This window comes from Nocardia sp. NPDC003979 (assembly GCF_053605015.1).
In genome coordinates, this window is record NZ_JBSGIJ010000002.1 from 558,427 (window position 1) to 576,123 (window position 17,697).

The following is a 17,697-nucleotide window of genomic DNA, read 5'->3' on the forward strand; positions in this document are numbered from 1 at the left end:
CCGGACACAGCTCACACCGCTCCCGAAAGTCAGCCGTAACACCGCGCACATAGACTCGCGTCGTGGCAGACATCTCGGTGCGTGGGCGCCTGGCCTTGCGAGCGGCGGCGGCAGCGTCGTGGGCTTCGCAGAAGGCGGGCCGCGGCAAGGGTTCGATGATCGGCGGCCTGATCGCGCTGAAAATCGATCCGACGATCATGACTCAACTGGGTCGCGACCGCCGGACGGTGCTCATCACCGGCACCAACGGCAAATCGACGACAACCAGGATGACCACGGCCGCGCTCGGCAGCCTCGGTCAGGTCGCCACCCAGGCCGACGGCGCCAATATGGACGCGGGCATCGTCGCGGCGCTCAGCCTGCACCCCGGGGTGGCGCTTGCCGCGATCGAGGTCGACGAGCTGCATCTGCCGCACGTGTGTGACGCGCTCGACCCCGCCGCCGTCGTGCTGCTGAACCTCAGCCGCGACCAGCTGGACCGGGTCGGCGAGATCAACATGATCGAACGCAAACTGCGCGCCGGGCTGCAACGTCATCCCGATGCCGTGGTGATCGCCAACTGCGACGACGTGCTCGTCGCGTCGATCGCCTACGACCATCCCAATGTGGTGTGGGTCGCCGCGGGCAGCGGCTGGGCCGTCGACGCGACCAGTTGCCCGCGCAGCGGTGAACCCATCGTCTGGGAGGGTGAGAACTGGCGTTCCACCGGCACCGATTTCCATCGCCCGCAACCGGATTGGTGGCTCGAGGGCGAACAGCTGTGCGGTCCCGATGGTTTCCGCGCGCCCCTGCACCTGGCCCTACCCGGCCGGGCCAACCGCGGCAACGCGGCCCAGGCCGTTGCCGCCGCCGTGGCGCTCGGCGCCGACGCGACCAAGGCCACCGATGCCACCGCGACGGTGCGTGAGATCGCGGGCCGCTACCGCACCGTCACCGTCGGCGAACACGACGCGCGGCTGCTGCTCGCCAAGAACCCGGCGGGCTGGCAGGAGGCGCTGTCGATGATCGAGCCGTCCTCGGCGGGGCTGGTGATCGCCGTGAACGGGCAGGTGCCCGACGGTGAGGATCTGTCGTGGCTGTGGGATGTGCGGTTCGAACACTTCGAAGGGGTGCAGGTGGTCGCCTCCGGTGAGCGGGCCACCGACCTGGCCGTCCGCCTGACCTATGCCGGTGTGGAGCACACGCTGGTGCCCGATCCGGTGCGTGCCATCGCGTCGTGCCCCGCCGGGCATGTCGAGGTGCTGGCCAACTACACGGCGTTCCGCGATCTGAATCGTGATCTGGAGGCCCGCAAATGAGCGAGTCCACTGTGCGTATCGGGCTGGTGCTGCCCGATGTGATGGGTACCTACGGCGACGGCGGCAACGCGCTCGTGCTGCGTCAGCGGTTGCGGATGCGCGGGTACGACGCCGAGGTCGTCGAGATCACCCTCGCCGACCCGGTCCCCGATTCGTTCGACATCTACACCCTCGGCGGTGCGGAGGATTCCGCCCAGCGCCTGGCCACCCGTCACCTCCAGCGCTACCCCGGCCTGCAGCAGGCAGCCGCCAAAGGTGCTCCCGTGCTTGCCATCTGCGCCGCCATCCAGGTGCTCGGCAACTGGTACGAGACCTCGGCGGGCGAAAAGGTCGACGGTGTGAGCCTTTTCGATGTCACCACCTCACCCCAGGACACCCGCGCCATCGGTGAGGTGACAACCACGCCCTTGCTCGAAGGCCTCTCCGCTCCGCTCACCGGGTTCGAAAACCATCGCGGTGGGACAACTCTCGGCCCCGACGCGAAGCCCCTCGCCCGCGTCACCCGTGGTGTCGGCAACGGTGTCGGCGACGGCACCGAAGGTGTCGTCCAGGGCTCGGTCCTCGGCACCTACCTGCACGGCCCCGCCCTGGCCCGCAACCCCGAACTGGCCGACTACCTCATCGCCCGAGCCCTCGGCATCTCCCCCACCGACCTCACCCCCCTCGACCTCCCGGTAGTCGACCGCCTCCGCCGCGAACGCCTCCGCGCCTGAGTCAACACCGTAGTACGGACACCTCGTACTGCACTACCGTCAGCCGACCGGGGCGACGTCTACGGAGACGTCGATGGTGGAGGTGGCGGCTTCGGTGTAGATGATTCCGCGGAGGGGGGCTACGTCTTGGTAGTCGCGGCCCCAGGCGAGGGTGGTGTAGCGGTCGTCGGGGAGTTGGTTGTTGGTGGGGTCGAAGGGGAGCCAGGTGGTGGGGGTGGGGAGCCAGACGGCGGTCCAGGCGTGGGTGGCGTCGGCGCCGATCATGCGTTCGCGGCCGGGGGGTGGCTCGGTGGCCAGGTAGCCGGAGACGTAGCGGGCGGCAAGGCCGTGGGAACGTAGGCAGGCGCAGGCGAGGCGGGCGAAATCCTGGCAGACGCCTTCGCGGGCGGTGAAGACGTCGGCGACGCTGGTGCTCACCGTTGTCGAGCCGGTGCGGTAGTGGAAGTCGTGGTGGATGCGGGAGTTGAGTTCGGTGATCGCCTCCAGGAGTGGGCGGCCCGGGGTGAAGCTCTGCGCGGCATAGGTTTTGACGTCGGGCGTGATTTCGGGCTGGGTCAGGTCGAGGGTGAATTCGACGGCGAGGGGGCCGGTGCTCGCGGTCGGACGGGCCTGTTCCCAGGGGAGATCGGCGTCCGGTGGTGGGGGTTGGTCGACTTCGACGAGCGATTCGGCGGTCACCACGAGCCGGCGATGTTCCTGTGTCACATGGAAATACGTGGTGGCGTTGCCGTATACGTCGGGGCCTGCCGAGCGGTCGGACGGGCCTGGGTCGATGTGGATGTCGTGGGCGAGCAAGCGCTGGCCGGGGAACTCTCGTGGTGTGAGATACGCACGTCCGTAGGAACTGCTCACCTCGTCGGAGTAGGTGTAGGTGGTGTGGTGCAGCACGCGGTAGGTGCTCATCCGACCACCCGCGTGCTGCCCCACAGGGGCTGAATGCCCTGCGGCACGGTCAACTTGGAAGTCTCGAACGATTCGGCCAGCTTGCGCAACCGCAAGTGCACCCCTTCCAGCTGTTCCACCAGTTCGGTGCGCACACCGTCGTCGGCGTGTTCCAGATCGGCCGGGTCGACCCGCCGCACCATGCGTTGCGCGTCGGCGAGCAGGCGTTGCGAACGCGACGTACCCGAACTGCCCGGCAGCGCCTGGAAACCGGTTTCGAGCCGGTCGAGTTGGTACACCAGCGAGCGGGGGTTGGCGGCGTCGAACAGCAGTAGATCGGCCAGGGCAACGATCTGCGGTGCCCCACGATGTCTACGCCGGTACATGACCGCCGACTCGGTGGCCGCGAGCACCGCGTCGAACAGCACCTGCTCCTCCTCCGGCGGCTGCTCACGCGCGAGCGTCGATTCGAGCAGTGCCGTCAGCGCGAGCCCGCGCTCCACCCGCTTGCCGATCTCCATCACCTGCCAACCCGTGTCGCGCACAAGGGATTCCGCCCCGATGCCCGACAGGGCGAGCAGGGCCGCCAGCGACAGCGAATGCACCGACGACATCGCCGTCTCACCCTCGGCACCACGGAATTCGGCCAGCGCCCGGTCCACCGCACCGAGGATCATCCAGGTATCCCCCGACACCTGGTCGCGCACAGCCCGAGCCGCCGACCCGTAATGGTCGATCGCGTAGGCCAACGACCCGGCCCGCTGCCGGTCCCCGGTCAACGCCGCCAGATACCGGAACCCTTCCGCCGATGCTCCGACGACGCGAGACTCCGCGGCCGTTACGTCCGCGACCGCCGAACCGGGAGACGACTCTTCTTCGGCAGCTCTCGGTACGCGAGACACTCCGGCGGTCGACGCCTCCGGCGAGTCCGCACCGGACCCACTGTCGGCAGGCACCGCCGCCGCTCGCTCGGCGGGCTCCTCCATCGCCTCGAGAACACGGTCGGTACCGGTTGTCACCGCGAGCGCGTGCCACAGAACCGGCAGCGCCGCACCGCCTTCCAGCCACGGCCGGTAGCGATAGTCCTGGTAGACGCTGTGGGTCGCGGCGAGCAGCCGGACCACCGCTTCGGCTCGTTCGCCGTAGCGACCCATCCAGAACAGGTCGTTGAGGACGCGCGGGGAACTCACCGCCTCCACCACCGGCGTGGCGCGGCGCGTGCGGTCCTCGTGCGGGAGATCGGCGGCGGCGGGCGCGGCGGCCGGGGCCGCGCGGACCCAGACATCCTTGGCCGCCACCTTGATCGCGGCATGTCCCGGTTCGCGCCGCAACCACTGCTGGCCGAGACCACCGGCCATCGCCGTGTACCCACCACGCCGCGCCAGCGAGAACAACCGCATCCCCACCGGGGCGGGCGCCAGCCCCGACCGCTCCCGCACCGACGGCGCGACGGAGAATTCGGCGGGTTCCTGACCCACCCACCGCCACGTCTCGGCCTCGATCCGTGCCGCGAGTTTCGCGCGTTCGGCGGCGGTGAGATTCGGTCCGAAGATGGTCGTCCCGTCGACGGCCGAACGGATCACCAGGTCACCGACATGTGAAACCAGATGGGCGCGTTCGGTTTCCACCTCGCCCCAGTACGACTGCACCCCGTCGAGCAGCAGTTCCTCACCGAGTACCGTCCGCGCGATCCGTGGCAGGCACACGCTCAGCGCGGGTGATTCGAGCAGCCCGCTGCCGAGGGTGTTGACCACCGTCACCGCTCCGCGCCGCAACACCTCGACCAACCCCACGACTCCGAGCCGCGAATCGGGACGCAAGTCCAGCGGATCGGCGAATTCCGCGTCGACGCGCCGCAACACCACATCGACCCGTTCGAGACTGCCGAGCGACCGCATCCACAGCGCACCGTCGCGCACGACCAGATCAGCGCTCTCCACCAGCGGGAAACCGAGGGTCTGCGCCAGATAGGCCTGGTCGAAGGCGGTTTCGGACTGCGCACCCGGACTCAGCACGACCACAACGGGTTCCGCGCCGTCGGCCGATTCGGGGGCCGCCTCGGCGAGCATCGACCGCATCGCCCGCGCGAAGGGGCTCAGCGGACGTGGCCCGGCGTGTTCGAACGACTCCGGGATCGCCGAGGCGACAACGCGGCGGTCGGCCAGCGCGTACCCGGCGCCCGACGGCGCCTGCGCCCAGTCGGCGAGCACCCGGAAGTCACCGTCACCGAACCGGCTGATGTCGCAGCCGTGCAAGAACAGCTGATGCGTGCCGGGGACGGTGATGCCGTGCGCGGCCCGCACGTACCCGGCGCTGCCGAACACCACCTGCGGCGGAAGTACACCGGAGGTGAGCAGCCTGCGCGGCCCGTACACATCGGTGAGTACCTCGTCGAGCACGCGGGAACGCTGCACGAGGCCCGCTTCCAGGCGGGTCCAGTCGTCGGCGGAGACCAGCAGCGGGATGGGATCGAGCCGCCACGGTCCGGCGCTGCCGTCGGGGCCGGTGTAGGTGACGCCGTCGTCCTCGATCCGCCTGCGCACCCGGCGATCGATGTCGGCCAGGCCCGCGACACCGCGCTCGGCGAAGGCCGCCGACAGCTCGGCCCACATCGGGCGAACCCGGCCCTGGCCGTCGACCAGTTCGTCGTAATAGCCCGGGGTCGGCCCGCCGCATTCGTCGAACGGCGCGTCGGCCCGGCTCGCGGACCGGTACCGGGCGAACTGCTCGGCCACCTGCGCCCGCACGCCCGGCGCGAGTCGCGCCTCATCGAGCTCGGTCACGGGCCCTCCGTATCGTCGCCGGTCGACACCACGCACATCGGCCCCGATTCTCCCCCGCCACCGCCCCGGGCGGAGTGTTCCCGCCCTCGGTGAGTTCGGTCCGAGCACCTACGTAGGGTTGACCAGGTGAGCTACGACCACATCCTTCTGCCGTCGGGCGCGGCCTCCTCCCTCGACGAGATCGACGCCTACCTGACCGCGCAGGAAGGTCTGCCCGAGACCGACGCCATCGCCGAGATCGCGGCCGAACTCAACGCCCGCGACAGCGCGCTGCCCGAGGAGGACGGCTTTCTCAGCAGTCCCGTCAGCGGCCCGACCGGCGACACCCTGTTCGTGCCGTCGCCGTACGACGCGATCGGCTTCGTCCGCAATCTGCTGTTCGACCTGGCCACCCCGCGCGGCTACGCCGTCTACGACCCGCAGCTGTCGTGGCTGATCGATCCCGCCGGGCACATCCCGATCGCCGTCACCCACGGCGGCGCGGGCGAATTCCCTTACCTCACCGAGGAATTGGCGCACCGCTGGGTGGCGGGCCTGGCCGCACCGAACCCGTACCTGATCGTCGAACGCGGCGAACAGAACTACATCCAGACCTACCGCGACCCCGACGGCGCCTACACCCTGGAATACCGCGACGGCTCGGCCGACCGGCATTTCGGGACGAAACTCGGCGACGCCGACGAGGTCGCCCGCATCATCTGGGACTGGACCGACGGCAAACCCGTTGCCGACGAAGCGAACTGGGCCCGGGTCGAGCTCTAGAGCGCCCGGCGACCCGACAGCGCGCGACCGAGCGTCAGCTCGTCGGCGAACTCCAGGTCACCACCCATCGGCAGGCCCGACGCCAACCGGGTCACGGTGAGGCCGGGGAAATCGCGCAGCATGCGCACCAGATAGGTGGCGGTGGCCTCGCCCTCGGTGTTCGGGTCGGTCGCGATGATGACCTCGCTCACGTCGACACCGTCGTCCTGATTGCCGATGCGGGTCAACAGCTCCCGGATCCGCAGCTGGTCGGGCCCGACACCGCTGAGCGGATCGAGCGCACCACCGAGCACGTGGTAGCGACCACGGAACTCACGGGTGCGCTCGATCGCCTGCACATCCTTGGGTTCCTCGACCACACAGATCATGGTGCGGTCGCGGCGGGGGTCGGCGCAGATCCGGCACAGCTCACCGTCGGCGACGGTGCCGCACGACACGCAGAACTGCACGCCGTCGCGCACCTTCTGCAGCACGGCCTGCAACCGGTCGATCTCCGGCGGCTCCACCTGCAGCAGATGAAAAGCGATGCGCTGCGCGCTCTTCGGACCGACACCGGGCAGCTTGCCCAGCTCGTCGATCAGATCCTGTACCGGCCCCTCATACATCAGAAATCAGGCAGTCCGGGCATGGAACCGCCCAGGCCCTGCGACAGCGGGCCGAGCCGTTCGGCGGCCAGCTGCTGCGCGTTGGCCATCGCGTCGTTGATCGCGCCGATCACCAGATCCTGCAGACCGTCGACATCGGACGGGTCGACGACTTTGGGGTCGATGGTGAGGGCGGTGATCTCGCCGCTCACCTTGATGGTCGCCTGCACGAGACCGCCACCGGCCTGGCCCTGCACCTCCGATTCGGCGAGCTCGGCCTGGGCCTGCATCACGGCCTGCTGCATCTGCTGGGCCTGGGCAAGCAGCGCTTGCATGTCGAACTGACCATCACCGGGTTGCACAAAGGCTCCTGTGTCGTTGGCGGCTGGCGCCGCGGGTTTTCGGCCCCGTGAGCCGCGGCCGACGACCGGGTGGTGCATCGGGTGGGGGCTCGGGCCTTGTCCACGTACCAGCCTAGTCGGGGGACTCGGCGGGCGGTGCCTGGCCTTCGGCGTTGCGCGCGGCCTAGGATCGACACAGGTCGGGCTATGGGTCGACAACCCTAGGAGATCGGATGAATGCCATGCGTGCTCGTCTGGTGACCACATCGGCTCTGTGTGCGAGCCTGCTCGTTCTCACCCCGGTCGGCGCCGCCGCCGCCGATCCACCGACACCCGTCGCCGATTACGGCGCCGGATGTGTGCTCGACCCCGGCAATCGTGCCGCGACCATCGACGCGCTCCGGTTCCGCTGCAGCGTCGGCCAACAGGACCAGATCTACCGCGACGCGGGCGCCGGTGCGGTGCCGATGGGCGTCACCAACGGCTGGGTGCTCCGTCCGGAACGACTGGACGGCATCGCGCAGTCGGTGTGGATCGGCAAGGTGTTCCGCACGGGCCCTGACGGCGGCACGCTGACGAACCGGGTCACCGGTGCCGGATTCGAGGCCTTCCCGGCCGATGTCTACCGGGCGCCCTCGATCCTCGACGCCGCCCCGGCCTGGGCCTTGAACTACCCCACGCCGGTGTACGACGAGATCAGAGAGGTGACGCCCGGCGTCTGGCTCGGCTATTCGTGGTGGCGCGGCGGCGGCCTGCTCGCGGCGTTCGTGCTCACCCCGGCCTGATCGTTGACCTTCCCGCTACTGGAGGGTGTTGGCTTGTCTGCATGACAGCCACCGTGACGATCGGCGAGTTCGCCCGCCTCACGCTTCTGAGCGTCAAGACGCTGCGCTACTACCACGAGATCGAGTTGCTCGAGCCGGTCGCGGTGGCGCCCGGTTCCGGGTACCGCCGCTACTCCGTCGACCAGGTCGAGCAGGCGCACCTCATCCGCAGGCTGCGCGATCTGGCCATGCCGCTGCCACGGATCCGTGAGGTACTCGCCGCACCCGACCCGACCACCCGCGACGCGACCCTGCGCGAGCACCTGAGCGCGATGGAAGCCGAACTGCAGCGCACCAGGGACGTGGTCACCTCGTTGCGCGCGCTGCTCACCGTGCCCGCGCCGATGCTGCGGGTGGAATACCGGATCGAGCCGGCGTGCACCGCGCTCACCCGCACCGACCGGGTCGCCCGCGACGCCATCGGCGCATGGTGCGGTCTCGCCTTCGACCAGCTGTTCCAGACGGTGCTCACCGCGGGCGTGACACCGGGCGGAATCGCGGGCGCCACCTACTCGACCGAATTCTTCACCGACGAGTCGGGCGAGGTGAGTGCCTACCTGCCACTGCCCACGGGCACGAAACTCACCCCGCCACCCGGCCTCGAACTCACCCACATGCCGGCCCGCCGCTACGCCGTGGCCGTGCACACCGGCGCGTTCGACGACTTCGACCGCACCTACGGCGCCCTCGGCAGCTATGTCGCCGAACACGACGAAGCCCTGGCCGACGAACCGATCCGCGAGCGCTACCTCGTGGGACCGCAGCACACCGACAACCCGGCCGAATACCGCACCGAAGTGTGCTGGCCCATCACCGAAGGAGAAACCCGATGACCCTCGCCATCGCCAATGTCGTCGTCGACTGCCACAACGCGGCCGCCCTCGCCGAGTTCTACGCCCAACTGCTCGACATGCCCGTCGAACCGGCGGCCTCACCGTTCTTCGCCGAGGTCGGCCGGTCGACAGGCATGTCGCCGGTACTGATGTTCATCCAGGTACCCGACCGGACACCGGGCAAGAACGCCGTGCACCTGGACTTCCACTCGACGCAGTGGGCCGATGCCCTCGAACGCGCGATCAGCCTGGGCGGCAAGCACATCGGCGACTTCGACCAGTACGGCGTGCAGTGGGTGACCGTCGCCGATCCCGAGGGCAACCTCTTCGACATCGGCAAATACTGACTCAGGCCAGTTCGCGCTTCAGGTTCTCCAGCAGCTCGGCCTGGATCTTCTTCAGGCCGAGCGGCGCGAAGATGCCCTCGAAGATGCCCGCGATACCGCCCGCGCCCTTCCAGGTGGTGCGCACGGTGACGCGCGAGCCGGCGCCCTCGGGGGTGACGGTCCAGGTGTTGACCATGGTGGAGTTGGCGTCGCGCTCGGTGAGGATCGAATCGGCGACCGTCACGCTCGCGCGCACATTGCGCACCCGCTTCTCGGTGGCCTGCAGGGTCCACTCCACCACGGTGCCCGCGCCCTTACCGCCCTCGATCACCTTGTAGTCGCGGTAGTGCGAGGAGAGGATGCGCGGACGAACCGTCTCGTAGTCGCCGATCGCCTCGAGGGTACGCTGCGGATCCGCCGCGACGACGATCGAACTGCTGGCACTGACCTGACCCACCGTTGACTCCTGTGTTTTTGGAGCGCTGGCGCGCTCGAGTTCGCGGCCCCGCATGTCCCGACGATCAGGCACCGTGGCTTGCTCCTTCGTCGCCTACGCCACGGCACCTGATCGTCGGGACGGCCGCGAACCGCCGCTTCGCGGCGGACCCTCCTCGAGGTCGGGTCGTGCGGGGCTCGGATACATCTTGCCTTGCGTCCCACTGTGTTGCCTATCAGGGGCTGGAAGAAACAGCTGAGTGACATTTCACCGTGGCGTGCATCTATCTGGTAGCCGGGCAGGCGGGCGCGTACTAGCGTCGACACAGTGGCAGTGAGTCTTTTGGGTAGGGCCGGCCACGAACCGGCCGCACGCGAGTCTGGATACGCCGCGCACCGCGCGGGTGTGGAGCGACTGCTGGCAAGCTATCGCGCCATCCCACCGGGTGCCGTCGTCCGGTTGGCGAAGAAGACATCGAACCTTTTCCGTGCCAGGGCGGCGACGACCGCGCCCGGGCTCGACGTGTCGGGGCTGGGGCAGGTGATCGCCGTCGACCCGCAGGCCCGAACCGCCGACGTGGCGGGCATGACCACCTACGAGGACCTGGTGGCGGCCACCCTGCCCTACGGGCTCGCCCCGCTGGTGGTTCCGCAGCTCAAGACCATCACCCTCGGTGGCGCCGTCACCGGGCTCGGCATCGAGTCGACCTCGTTCCGCAACGGTCTTCCGCACGAATCCGTGCTGGAAATGGACATCCTGACCGGGTCGGGCGAGATCCTCACCGCGACGCCGACCGGCGAGCACGCCGACCTCTTCCACGGTTTCCCCAACTCCTACGGCACCCTCGGCTACTCCGTTCGCCTGAAAATCGAGCTCGAAGCTGTCAAGCCCTATGTCGCGCTGCGGCACGTGCGGTTCCACGACCTGCGCACGCTGGAAACCGAGCTGGAACGCATCGTCACCGAACGCTCCTACCAGGGCGAACAGGTCGACTACCTGGACGGCGTCGTCTTCAGTGCCACCGAGAGCTACCTGACCCTCGGCAGGCAGACCGACGAACCCGGCCCGGTCAGCGACTACACCGGCATGGACATCTACTACCGCTCCCTGCAGCACGACGACGGCGTGAGGACCGACCGGCTCACCATCGCCGACTACCTGTGGCGCTGGGACACCGACTGGTTCTGGTGCTCACGCGCCTTCGGCACCCAGAACCCGAAGATCCGCCGGTTCTGGCCCAAGTCGTTGCGCCGCAGCAGCTTCTACTGGAAGCTCGTCGCGCTCGACCGCAAGTACCACTTCGACGACCGGCGCCGGGCCCGCAAGGGACTCGCGCCGCAGGAGCGGGTGGTGCAGGACATCGAGGTGCCGGTCCACCGCACCGCCGACTTCGCCGAGTGGTTCCTGCGCGAGATCCCGATCGAACCGATCTGGCTGTGCCCGTTGCGTTTGCGCGAGACCGGCGCCGCCGACGGCAGCCGACCGTGGCCGCTGTACCCCCTCGAACCGCGCCACACCTACGTCAACTTCGGATTCTGGTCGGCGGTGCCCACCGTGCCCGGTCAGCCGGAGGGGGCGGCCAACCGCGCCATCGAGAAGATCGTCTCCGAATTCGACGGACACAAGTCCCTGTACTCGGACTCCTATTACGACGAGGCAGAATTCGCGAAGCTCTACGGCGGCCAGACCTATACCGCATTGAAGAACCGTTACGACCCGGACCAACGACTGCTGAATCTGTATTCGAAGGCGGTGCAACGCAAGTGACGACATTCAAGGACAGATCAGAGATCCTCGCCGAGCTGGGAACCCGGCTCAGCATCGCGGAGGTGTTCGAGAGCCTCATCGACGGTGACATCCCGGTCCGGCTGACGGCCTACGACGGCAGCGCGACCGGGCCCGCCGATTCGCCCTACACCCTCGACATCAAGAACCCGCGCGGCATCAACTACCTGGCCACCGCCCCCGGCGACCTCGGCATGGCCCGCGCCTACATCGCGGGCGACATGGTGGCGCAGGGGGTGCACCCCGGTGACCCGTACGACATCTTGAAGGCCATGCAGGACATCAAGTTCCATCGTCCGTCGGCCCTGTCGTTGGTGACCATCGCGCGCTCGCTCGGCTGGGAGCGGCTCAAGCCGATCGCCCCGCCGCCGCAGGAGACCCTGCCACGCTGGCGTCGCATCGCCCTGGAAGGCTTACGCCACTCCAAGACTCGCGACGCCGAGGCGATCCACCACCACTACGACGTCTCCAACAAGTTCTACGAATACGTGCTCGGCCCGTCGATGACCTACACCTGCGCGGTATACGGCGACCGCGACTGGACGCTCGAGCAGGCACAGGAGAACAAGTACCGGCTGATCTTCGACAAACTGCGCTTGAAGGAAGGCGACCGGCTGCTCGACATCGGTTGCGGCTGGGGCGGCATGGTCCGCTACGCCGCCAAGCGTGGCGTGCGCGTCATCGGTGCCACGCTGTCGGCCGAACAGGCGGCGTGGGCGCAGCAGAAGATCGTCGAGGAAGGCCTCGCCGACCTCGCCGAAGTCCGCCACAGCGACTACCGCGACATCGTCGAGGGCGAGTTCGACGCCGTCTCCTCGATCGGTCTCACCGAACACATCGGGGTGCACAACTACCCCTTCTACTTCGGTTTCATCAAGGACAAACTCCGCGACGGCGGCCTGTTCCTCAACCACTGCATCACCCGCCCCGACAACACCCGAACCACCAAGGCGGGCGATTTCATCGATCGCTACGTCTTCCCCGACGGCGAACTCATCGGCTCGGGCCGCATCATCTCCGAGATCCAGAACCTCGGCCTCGAGGTCCTGCACGAGGAGAACCTGCGCGAGCACTACGCCCTCACCCTGCACGAATGGTGCAAGAACCTGGTCGCCAACTGGGACGCCTGCGTCGACGAGGTAGGCGAGGGCACGGCAAAGGTCTGGGGCCTCTACATGGCAGGCTGCCGGCTCGGCTTCCAACGCAATGTCGTCCAGCTCCACCACGTCCTCGGCGTGAAACTGAACAAGAACGGAACCTGGGACGTGCCGTTGCGGCCCTGGTGGCAGCCCTAGTGCGGTGACCGGCCCGGGTAACCGGGCCGGTCAGGTCAGCAGTTCGTCGAGGAAATGGCCGGGCATCCCCTCCAGGATCGGATGCTGCTGGGTGTCGTGAGCCTGGGTACGCAGGACGTGCAGGAGGCCGACCACGCCGGGGCCCGCGTCGAGCAAGGGGCGGGTCCAGCCGAGGTCGGCGCAGGTGCGCAGGACCGGCAGGACCAGGTTGGTCGCTTCGCCGATCCAGCCTGCCGCCGCGAGGCATTCGGCGAGTAGCAGGGTGGCGTCCAGTTCCGCGCGGGGGCGGGATTGTTCGAGGACACGCGAATACAGCACGCGGGCGTGGCGGGCGGCGCGGTCGTCGGCGCGCAGGCGCTGTTCGGTGAGCAGGGTGCGGATTTCGGCCACCTGCCTCGCCTCGGTGATGAGCGCGGCGGCGCCTTTTTTGCGGCGTCCGCCGTTGCCCGACGGGTCGACGACGATCCCGTTGGCGCCGTTGCCCGGCGGCAGCCCGAGGCGCGAGCGTTCCGCACGCACCTGGGCGTCGAGGCGGGCCAGGCTGTTGGCCGCGGCCACGCGCGCGCCTTCCTCGAGCCGGGCCGCGGCGGTGTACTGGTCGCCGAGGGCCGCTTTCACGCGCGCTCCGATGACGAAGGTCGCGACGAGAAAGTCGACGGGGCCCACGCGCGTGAGCAGCTGGTGGCTCTCGTCGAGCAGGCGGTCGGCCATGGCCAGGTCACCGCGCCGGTAGGTCACTTCGCCCAGCATGGCCGCCGCCACGCGCGCGGCGTCCGAGCGCGGCCCGGCCCTGGTGCGTGCTGTCTCGTAGGCCTCCTCTAGACAGGCGGTGGCCGTGGCGATATCGAGTTGTTCATAGGCCGCGGCGGCGCGGGCGCAGAGCCCGAAGACCGGGCCGAGCGGGTCCTTGGACCGAGCGTGATATTCGGCCGCCCAGTCCTGGGTGTCGGTGGCCGCGGCGAAATCGAACTCGCACAGGCGCACGAACGACATCAGGTTGGCCGCCGTCGAGACGATCCAGTCCGGCAGGCCGTCCGGCGCGTCCAAGCAGGTGGCGAGCTGATCGGCCACGCCCTCGGTGTCGTCGTGGGCCACCCGGTCGGCCGCTTCGAGAACCGTTGCCGCGCAGCGTTCTTCCGCCTGCTCGGGACCGCCGGTGCTGCCCCGGGCCAGCAGGTTCGACAGCCTGCCGAGGGCGGTGCGGGCGGTGCCGGACTGTTGCAGGTTCATATTGGCCCGTGCCACCGCCATCAACAGCTTCGATCGCGAACTCACCTGCTGCATGGGCAGTTTCGACACACTGCCGAGCAACGTCGCGAGCCGTGACCCGTCGATGAGGTCCATGCCGCCGCTTTCCAGCAGGTCGGCAGCCAGTTTGAGATCGGTCGCGGCCAGCGCATGATCCACCGACTTGCGCAGCAATTGATGCTCCGCGTACCAGCGGGCGGCCTTGCGGTGCAGCACCTTCGAGCGTCCCGGGTGATCGCGATCGAGGCGTGCGCGCAGGTGCTCGGCGAACAGCGGCTGCATGCGATACCACTCCGGATCGTGCGGGAGCCGATGCAGGAACAGCTCGCGCTGCTCGGCCTGCTCCAGCAGAGCGGCACCGTCGGGCACGTCGGCGAGCAGCGTGGCCAGCGAACCGTTCACCCGCTCCACCACCGAGATCGCCATCAGGAAATCCAGCAGGTCCGGTTCCAGCGTGTCGAGCACGTTCTCGGCCAGATACTCCCGCATCCCGTGCCCGCCTTCGGCGAGCTGCACCAGCAGCTGACCGGGATCCGCGGTACCGCGCAGCGTCAGGCTCACCAGCTGGATGGCGGCGGGCCACCCGTCGGTCGCGGCGTGGATCTGCTCGACCTGTTCGTCGGTGAGCGCGAACCCGTTGCGCTCCACCAGGATCTGGCGGGTTTCCGACTCGGTGAGCCGCAACGCCGCCGCGTCCAGCTCGACCAGCTCGTCGCGCACCCGCAGCCTGCTGATCGGCAATCCGGCCTGGTCGCGGCTGGTCACGACGAAACGCACATGGTGGCAACCGTTGTCGAGCAGCGCCGCCATCGCCCGGTGCACGCCGGGGTCCTGCACGCGGTGCCAGTCGTCGACGATGACGACCACCGGCCGGTCACTGGCATGGATCTCGTCGATCAGCGTGGCGATCACGAACGCCACCGCATCGGACGGGCGTTCCTCCAGCACCTGTTCGAGCCCGGCGCCGACATCGGGACGCACCCGCCGGATCGCCTGGATCAAGTGCGCGAGGAACCAGATCTCACTGTCGTCGTCGGAGTCGATACCGAGCCAGGCCACCGGAATATCGCGGGCGGCGAGGTCGGCGCGCCACTGGGTGGCGACGGTGCTCTTGCCGAAGCCGGCGGGCGCGTGGATCAGCGCGAGCCTGCGCAGACCACCCGAACGCAAGGTGTCGAGCAGTCGTGGGCGGGGGAAGGGATCGCGCGCCGGGGTCGGCGGGCGGAACTTGGTCGCGGCGGTGGGCGGCAGGGTGCCGGTGGTCGGCTTGGGTACCGGCACCGACGCGCCCGCCGGCTGCAGGGTGAGCGGCCAGCTGCGGCGCGCGGTGACCGCTTTGAGGGCTTCCGGTGGTGGCTCGGCGAGCTCGTCGCCGGTGACGAGCAGCGCCATCTCGTCGGGCATCTGCCCGTGGGCGCGCTGCACGTCGCGCAGGAGTTCGCCGAATTCGTAGGCCGAGGCCGGGCGATCGGCCGGGTCCTGGGACATGGCCTTTTCGATGGCTGCGGCCACATCGGCGGGGAAGTCCTTGGCGCGCAGGTCGGGGACGGCCTGCGTGGTGATGCGCAGGAATTGGGCGACGACCTTCTCCCCCGCCTGCCGCTCGAACGCGGCATGGCCGGTGAGCAGCGCGAACAGAGTGGCGCCGAGCCCATAGATATCGGACCGCACGGTTGGTTCATGCCCCCTGAGTACCTCGGGGGCCGTGAACGCGGGCGAACCGGTGATGAGGCTGCTCGAGGTCTGGAACCCGCCGGGAATGCGGGCGATGCCGAAGTCGGTGAGCTGCGGTTCGCCGTAACCGCTGATGAGGACGTTGGCCGGCTTCACATCGCGATGCAGGATGCCCGCCCGGTGCGCCGACTCGATCGCCGCCGCCAGCTTCACTCCGGCGCGCAGGGTGTCTTCCCAGGTGAGCGGGCCCCGGTCGTGGATGAGACGCTCCAGCGAGCCGCGCGGGCAGTACGGCATCACGATCAACGGCAGGCCGGTGCCCGTGACGTCGACCTGCAGGATATCGACGATGTTCGGGTGGCCCGACAGCCTGCCCATGGCCTGTTCCTCGCGCAGGAACCGCTCGCGGCTCTCCTGATCGATCTCCGAGGACAGCACCTTCACCGCGACGACGCGATCCAGCGCGGGCTGCACCGCCCGATACACCACACCGAACCCGCCGCGCCCGATCTCGGCGGCGTCGGTCAACCCCATCGCGTCGAGTTCGGCGACCACGGCCTCGTCGGTCTCACCCGGCGCGGTGGTCCGTTGCGTATCGGTCCCGACCGGCGACGATCCGGGTCGCCCATCCTGGATGCGCGTCGGCTCCGGTTCCATGTGACCACCTCTCGATTCGAAATGGCGTCACCGGTCTTACATATCCAAGCTAGCGCGATCCGGCATCCAACGGGTGGAGATTCGATGCAGTGGCGGCAACGGATGGCCCCACGGTCAGCGAACGGCGAGAACGATCACCTGGCTGCGCTGACGTGCGCTGAAGTTGTTGTCCGCGACCAGCACCAAGGTTCGCTCGCCGGAGGACAGCCGAGGTCCCCATGTCATCGCCTCGATGTTGTCGACGGCCGCGACGCCGAGGTCGGTGAGGTCGGCGACGAGACGTTTGGTCACCGGACGCGCACCAGCGACGGGCGCGTCGAGGATATTCGTCGCGCCTGCCGTATCGATCTCGAAAACGCGGACCCGGTTGCCCGCACCCTCGGCGAACGCGCGCTCGAGCACCAGGAATCGGGTCGGGTCGACGGGATCGACGGCCAGGATCGCGGTGACGCCGTTGCTCGCCCGGCCGGGTTCCGGACGCGAATCGGTGAAGACCGGTTCGAGTTGGTACGGGTACTGGGCAAGGAGTGGGCCGAACCTGGCCTGCACGGTGATCCGGGTGATCGCGCCGCTCGTCGGCGTGGCCTCGGGACCGTCGCCGAGCAGGGGTCCTTCCAGCGCGGTGACGAACAATGCGCCGCCCGCCGCGAAGGTCGCCGCTTCGAGTGCCTGGTTCTGACGCGGGCCCGAATCCGGCAGCATGCGTTCGTTTTCCGGGATCGGCAATTCGGAGACGAAGGTTCCGTCCTGCTTCGCGACGCGCACGGAAGGGTCGGCGAGTACCGCGGCTCGTTCGCCCTCCTGCGTCCAGAAATAGTCACCGGTCAGCGGGTCGACACGAATGTCCTCCGGGTCGACCGACTTCGGCGGATACAACGAACCGTCGGCGCGACGCAACGGCACGGTTCCGGTGAAATCCACGGCCCCGACACCGGTGTCTCCCAGCGGGATCCGCGCCGTGTACACCCGGGCCGGGCTCTTCTCGGAGCGATCGTCGCTGATCAGCGCGAAATCGCCGCTGCCGGGCCGGTAGTCGATGCCCGACAACCCACCGACCACCGTGCCTCGAAAATCCAGGTCGTGCTCGATGACCTGCTCCCCGAGCACCCGCACCATCGGTTCGGCGTCACCGACCGGGGCCCACACTCCAGCCAGTACCGCACCGAACACCACCGCACCCAGCCGACGTCCCATGACCGGCACGCTAGCCACCCCGGAGTGCCGTCGGGTGAACACCGTTCGAATACTTCCACCGA

The 17,697-nt window shown here is 68.8% G+C and carries 15 protein-coding genes; 8 read left to right on the plus strand and 7 right to left on the minus strand.

The window, feature by feature from the left end; translation table 11 throughout:
* Positions 1-62 precede the first annotated feature (62 nt).
* On the plus strand, positions 63-1,298 hold the full coding sequence (locus ACWEVR_RS06195; RefSeq protein ID WP_452466044.1) for a MurT ligase domain-containing protein: 1,236 nt from the start codon (positions 63-65) through the stop codon (positions 1,296-1,298).
* Positions 1,295-2,011, plus strand: coding sequence for a type 1 glutamine amidotransferase (locus ACWEVR_RS06200; protein ID WP_452466045.1), 717 nt, complete (start codon positions 1,295-1,297; stop codon positions 2,009-2,011). The genes ACWEVR_RS06195 and ACWEVR_RS06200 overlap by 4 nt, the downstream gene beginning before the upstream one ends.
* A gap of 39 nt (positions 2,012-2,050) precedes the next feature.
* On the opposite strand, the gene ACWEVR_RS06205 is transcribed toward ACWEVR_RS06200, so the two are convergent.
* The gene (locus ACWEVR_RS06205; RefSeq protein WP_452466046.1) at positions 2,051-2,914 is read right to left on the minus strand and encodes a transglutaminase family protein; all 864 of its coding nucleotides are present in this window, start codon (positions 2,912-2,914) and stop codon (positions 2,051-2,053) included.
* A complete protein-coding gene (locus tag ACWEVR_RS06210; protein ID WP_452466047.1) occupies positions 2,911-5,676 on the minus strand; it encodes a circularly permuted type 2 ATP-grasp protein in 2,766 nt (921 codons plus the stop codon). The genes ACWEVR_RS06205 and ACWEVR_RS06210 overlap by 4 nt, the downstream gene beginning before the upstream one ends.
* Positions 5,677-5,802: 126 nt before the next feature.
* On the opposite strand from ACWEVR_RS06210, the gene ACWEVR_RS06215 reads away from it, so the two are divergent.
* On the plus strand, positions 5,803-6,438 hold the full coding sequence (locus ACWEVR_RS06215) for a hypothetical protein (RefSeq protein ID WP_452466048.1): 636 nt from the start codon (positions 5,803-5,805) through the stop codon (positions 6,436-6,438).
* On the opposite strand, the gene recR is transcribed toward ACWEVR_RS06215, so the two are convergent.
* Positions 6,435-7,043, minus strand: a complete 609-nt coding sequence (gene recR / locus ACWEVR_RS06220; protein ID WP_067640390.1) for a recombination mediator RecR — start codon at positions 7,041-7,043, stop codon at positions 6,435-6,437. The genes ACWEVR_RS06215 and recR overlap by 4 nt on opposite strands.
* Positions 7,043-7,357 carry a YbaB/EbfC family nucleoid-associated protein gene (locus tag ACWEVR_RS06225; RefSeq protein WP_210740525.1) on the minus strand — a complete coding sequence of 105 codons (315 nt, stop codon included), beginning with the start codon at positions 7,355-7,357 and terminating at the stop codon, positions 7,043-7,045. Before ACWEVR_RS06225 ends, recR begins: the two co-directional genes overlap by 1 nt.
* A 239-nt stretch (positions 7,358-7,596) precedes the next feature.
* Between ACWEVR_RS06225 and ACWEVR_RS06230 the strand changes: the two genes are divergently transcribed.
* From ACWEVR_RS06230 to ACWEVR_RS06240, 3 genes are read left to right on the plus strand one after another with little or no spacing between them, the layout of a single operon-like run.
* Complete coding sequence (locus ACWEVR_RS06230; protein ID WP_452466049.1) at positions 7,597-8,148, plus strand: hypothetical protein; 552 nt, start codon at positions 7,597-7,599, stop codon at positions 8,146-8,148.
* 41 nt (positions 8,149-8,189) lie between these two features.
* Positions 8,190-9,020: a MerR family transcriptional regulator gene (locus ACWEVR_RS06235; protein ID WP_452466050.1), complete on the plus strand. Its 831-nt coding sequence runs from the start codon at positions 8,190-8,192 to the stop codon at positions 9,018-9,020.
* Positions 9,017-9,367, plus strand: a complete 351-nt coding sequence (locus tag ACWEVR_RS06240; protein WP_225281210.1) for a VOC family protein — start codon at positions 9,017-9,019, stop codon at positions 9,365-9,367. The genes ACWEVR_RS06235 and ACWEVR_RS06240 overlap by 4 nt, the downstream gene beginning before the upstream one ends.
* Position 9,368: 1 nt before the next feature.
* On the opposite strand, the gene ACWEVR_RS06245 is transcribed toward ACWEVR_RS06240, so the two are convergent.
* Positions 9,369-9,803 carry an SRPBCC family protein gene (locus tag ACWEVR_RS06245; RefSeq protein ID WP_357150941.1) on the minus strand — a complete coding sequence of 145 codons (435 nt, stop codon included), beginning with the start codon at positions 9,801-9,803 and terminating at the stop codon, positions 9,369-9,371.
* 312 nt (positions 9,804-10,115) lie between these two features.
* On the opposite strand from ACWEVR_RS06245, the gene ACWEVR_RS06250 reads away from it, so the two are divergent.
* Complete coding sequence (locus ACWEVR_RS06250) at positions 10,116-11,549, plus strand: FAD-binding oxidoreductase (RefSeq protein ID WP_452466167.1); 1,434 nt, start codon at positions 10,116-10,118, stop codon at positions 11,547-11,549.
* Positions 11,546-12,862 carry a class I SAM-dependent methyltransferase gene (locus ACWEVR_RS06255; RefSeq protein ID WP_452466051.1) on the plus strand — a complete coding sequence of 439 codons (1,317 nt, stop codon included), beginning with the start codon at positions 11,546-11,548 and terminating at the stop codon, positions 12,860-12,862. The genes ACWEVR_RS06250 and ACWEVR_RS06255 overlap by 4 nt, the downstream gene beginning before the upstream one ends.
* 30 nt (positions 12,863-12,892) lie before the next feature.
* Here the strand turns inward: ACWEVR_RS06255 and ACWEVR_RS06260 are convergent, their stop codons facing one another.
* Together ACWEVR_RS06260 and ACWEVR_RS06265 are read right to left on the minus strand one after the other, a co-directional pair.
* A complete protein-coding gene (locus ACWEVR_RS06260) occupies positions 12,893-16,441 on the minus strand; it encodes a protein kinase domain-containing protein (RefSeq protein ID WP_452466052.1) in 3,549 nt (1,182 codons plus the stop codon).
* 114 nt (positions 16,442-16,555) lie between these two features.
* A complete protein-coding gene (locus tag ACWEVR_RS06265; RefSeq protein ID WP_452466053.1) occupies positions 16,556-17,635 on the minus strand; it encodes an esterase-like activity of phytase family protein in 1,080 nt (359 codons plus the stop codon).
* Positions 17,636-17,697 lie beyond the last annotated feature (62 nt).

Excerpts from the sequence above, each read along its gene's own strand:
- ACWEVR_RS06225 (WP_210740525.1), bottom strand. The coding sequence starts at position 7,357 with ATGCAAGCGCTGCTTGCCCAGGCCCAGCAGATGCAGCAGGCCGTGATG.
- recR (WP_067640390.1), bottom strand. The coding sequence starts at position 7,043 with ATGTATGAGGGGCCGGTACAGGATCTGATCGACGAGCTGGGCAAGCTG.
- ACWEVR_RS06200 (WP_452466045.1), top strand. The coding sequence starts at position 1,295 with ATGAGCGAGTCCACTGTGCGTATCGGGCTGGTGCTGCCCGATGTGATG.
- ACWEVR_RS06240 (WP_225281210.1), top strand. The coding sequence starts at position 9,017 with ATGACCCTCGCCATCGCCAATGTCGTCGTCGACTGCCACAACGCGGCC.
- ACWEVR_RS06260 (WP_452466052.1), bottom strand. The coding sequence starts at position 16,441 with ATGGAACCGGAGCCGACGCGCATCCAGGATGGGCGACCCGGATCGTCG.
- ACWEVR_RS06230 (WP_452466049.1), top strand. The coding sequence starts at position 7,597 with ATGAATGCCATGCGTGCTCGTCTGGTGACCACATCGGCTCTGTGTGCG.
- ACWEVR_RS06235 (WP_452466050.1), top strand. The coding sequence starts at position 8,190 with ATGACAGCCACCGTGACGATCGGCGAGTTCGCCCGCCTCACGCTTCTG.
- ACWEVR_RS06205 (WP_452466046.1), bottom strand. The coding sequence starts at position 2,914 with ATGAGCACCTACCGCGTGCTGCACCACACCACCTACACCTACTCCGAC.
- ACWEVR_RS06265 (WP_452466053.1), bottom strand. The coding sequence starts at position 17,635 with ATGGGACGTCGGCTGGGTGCGGTGGTGTTCGGTGCGGTACTGGCTGGA.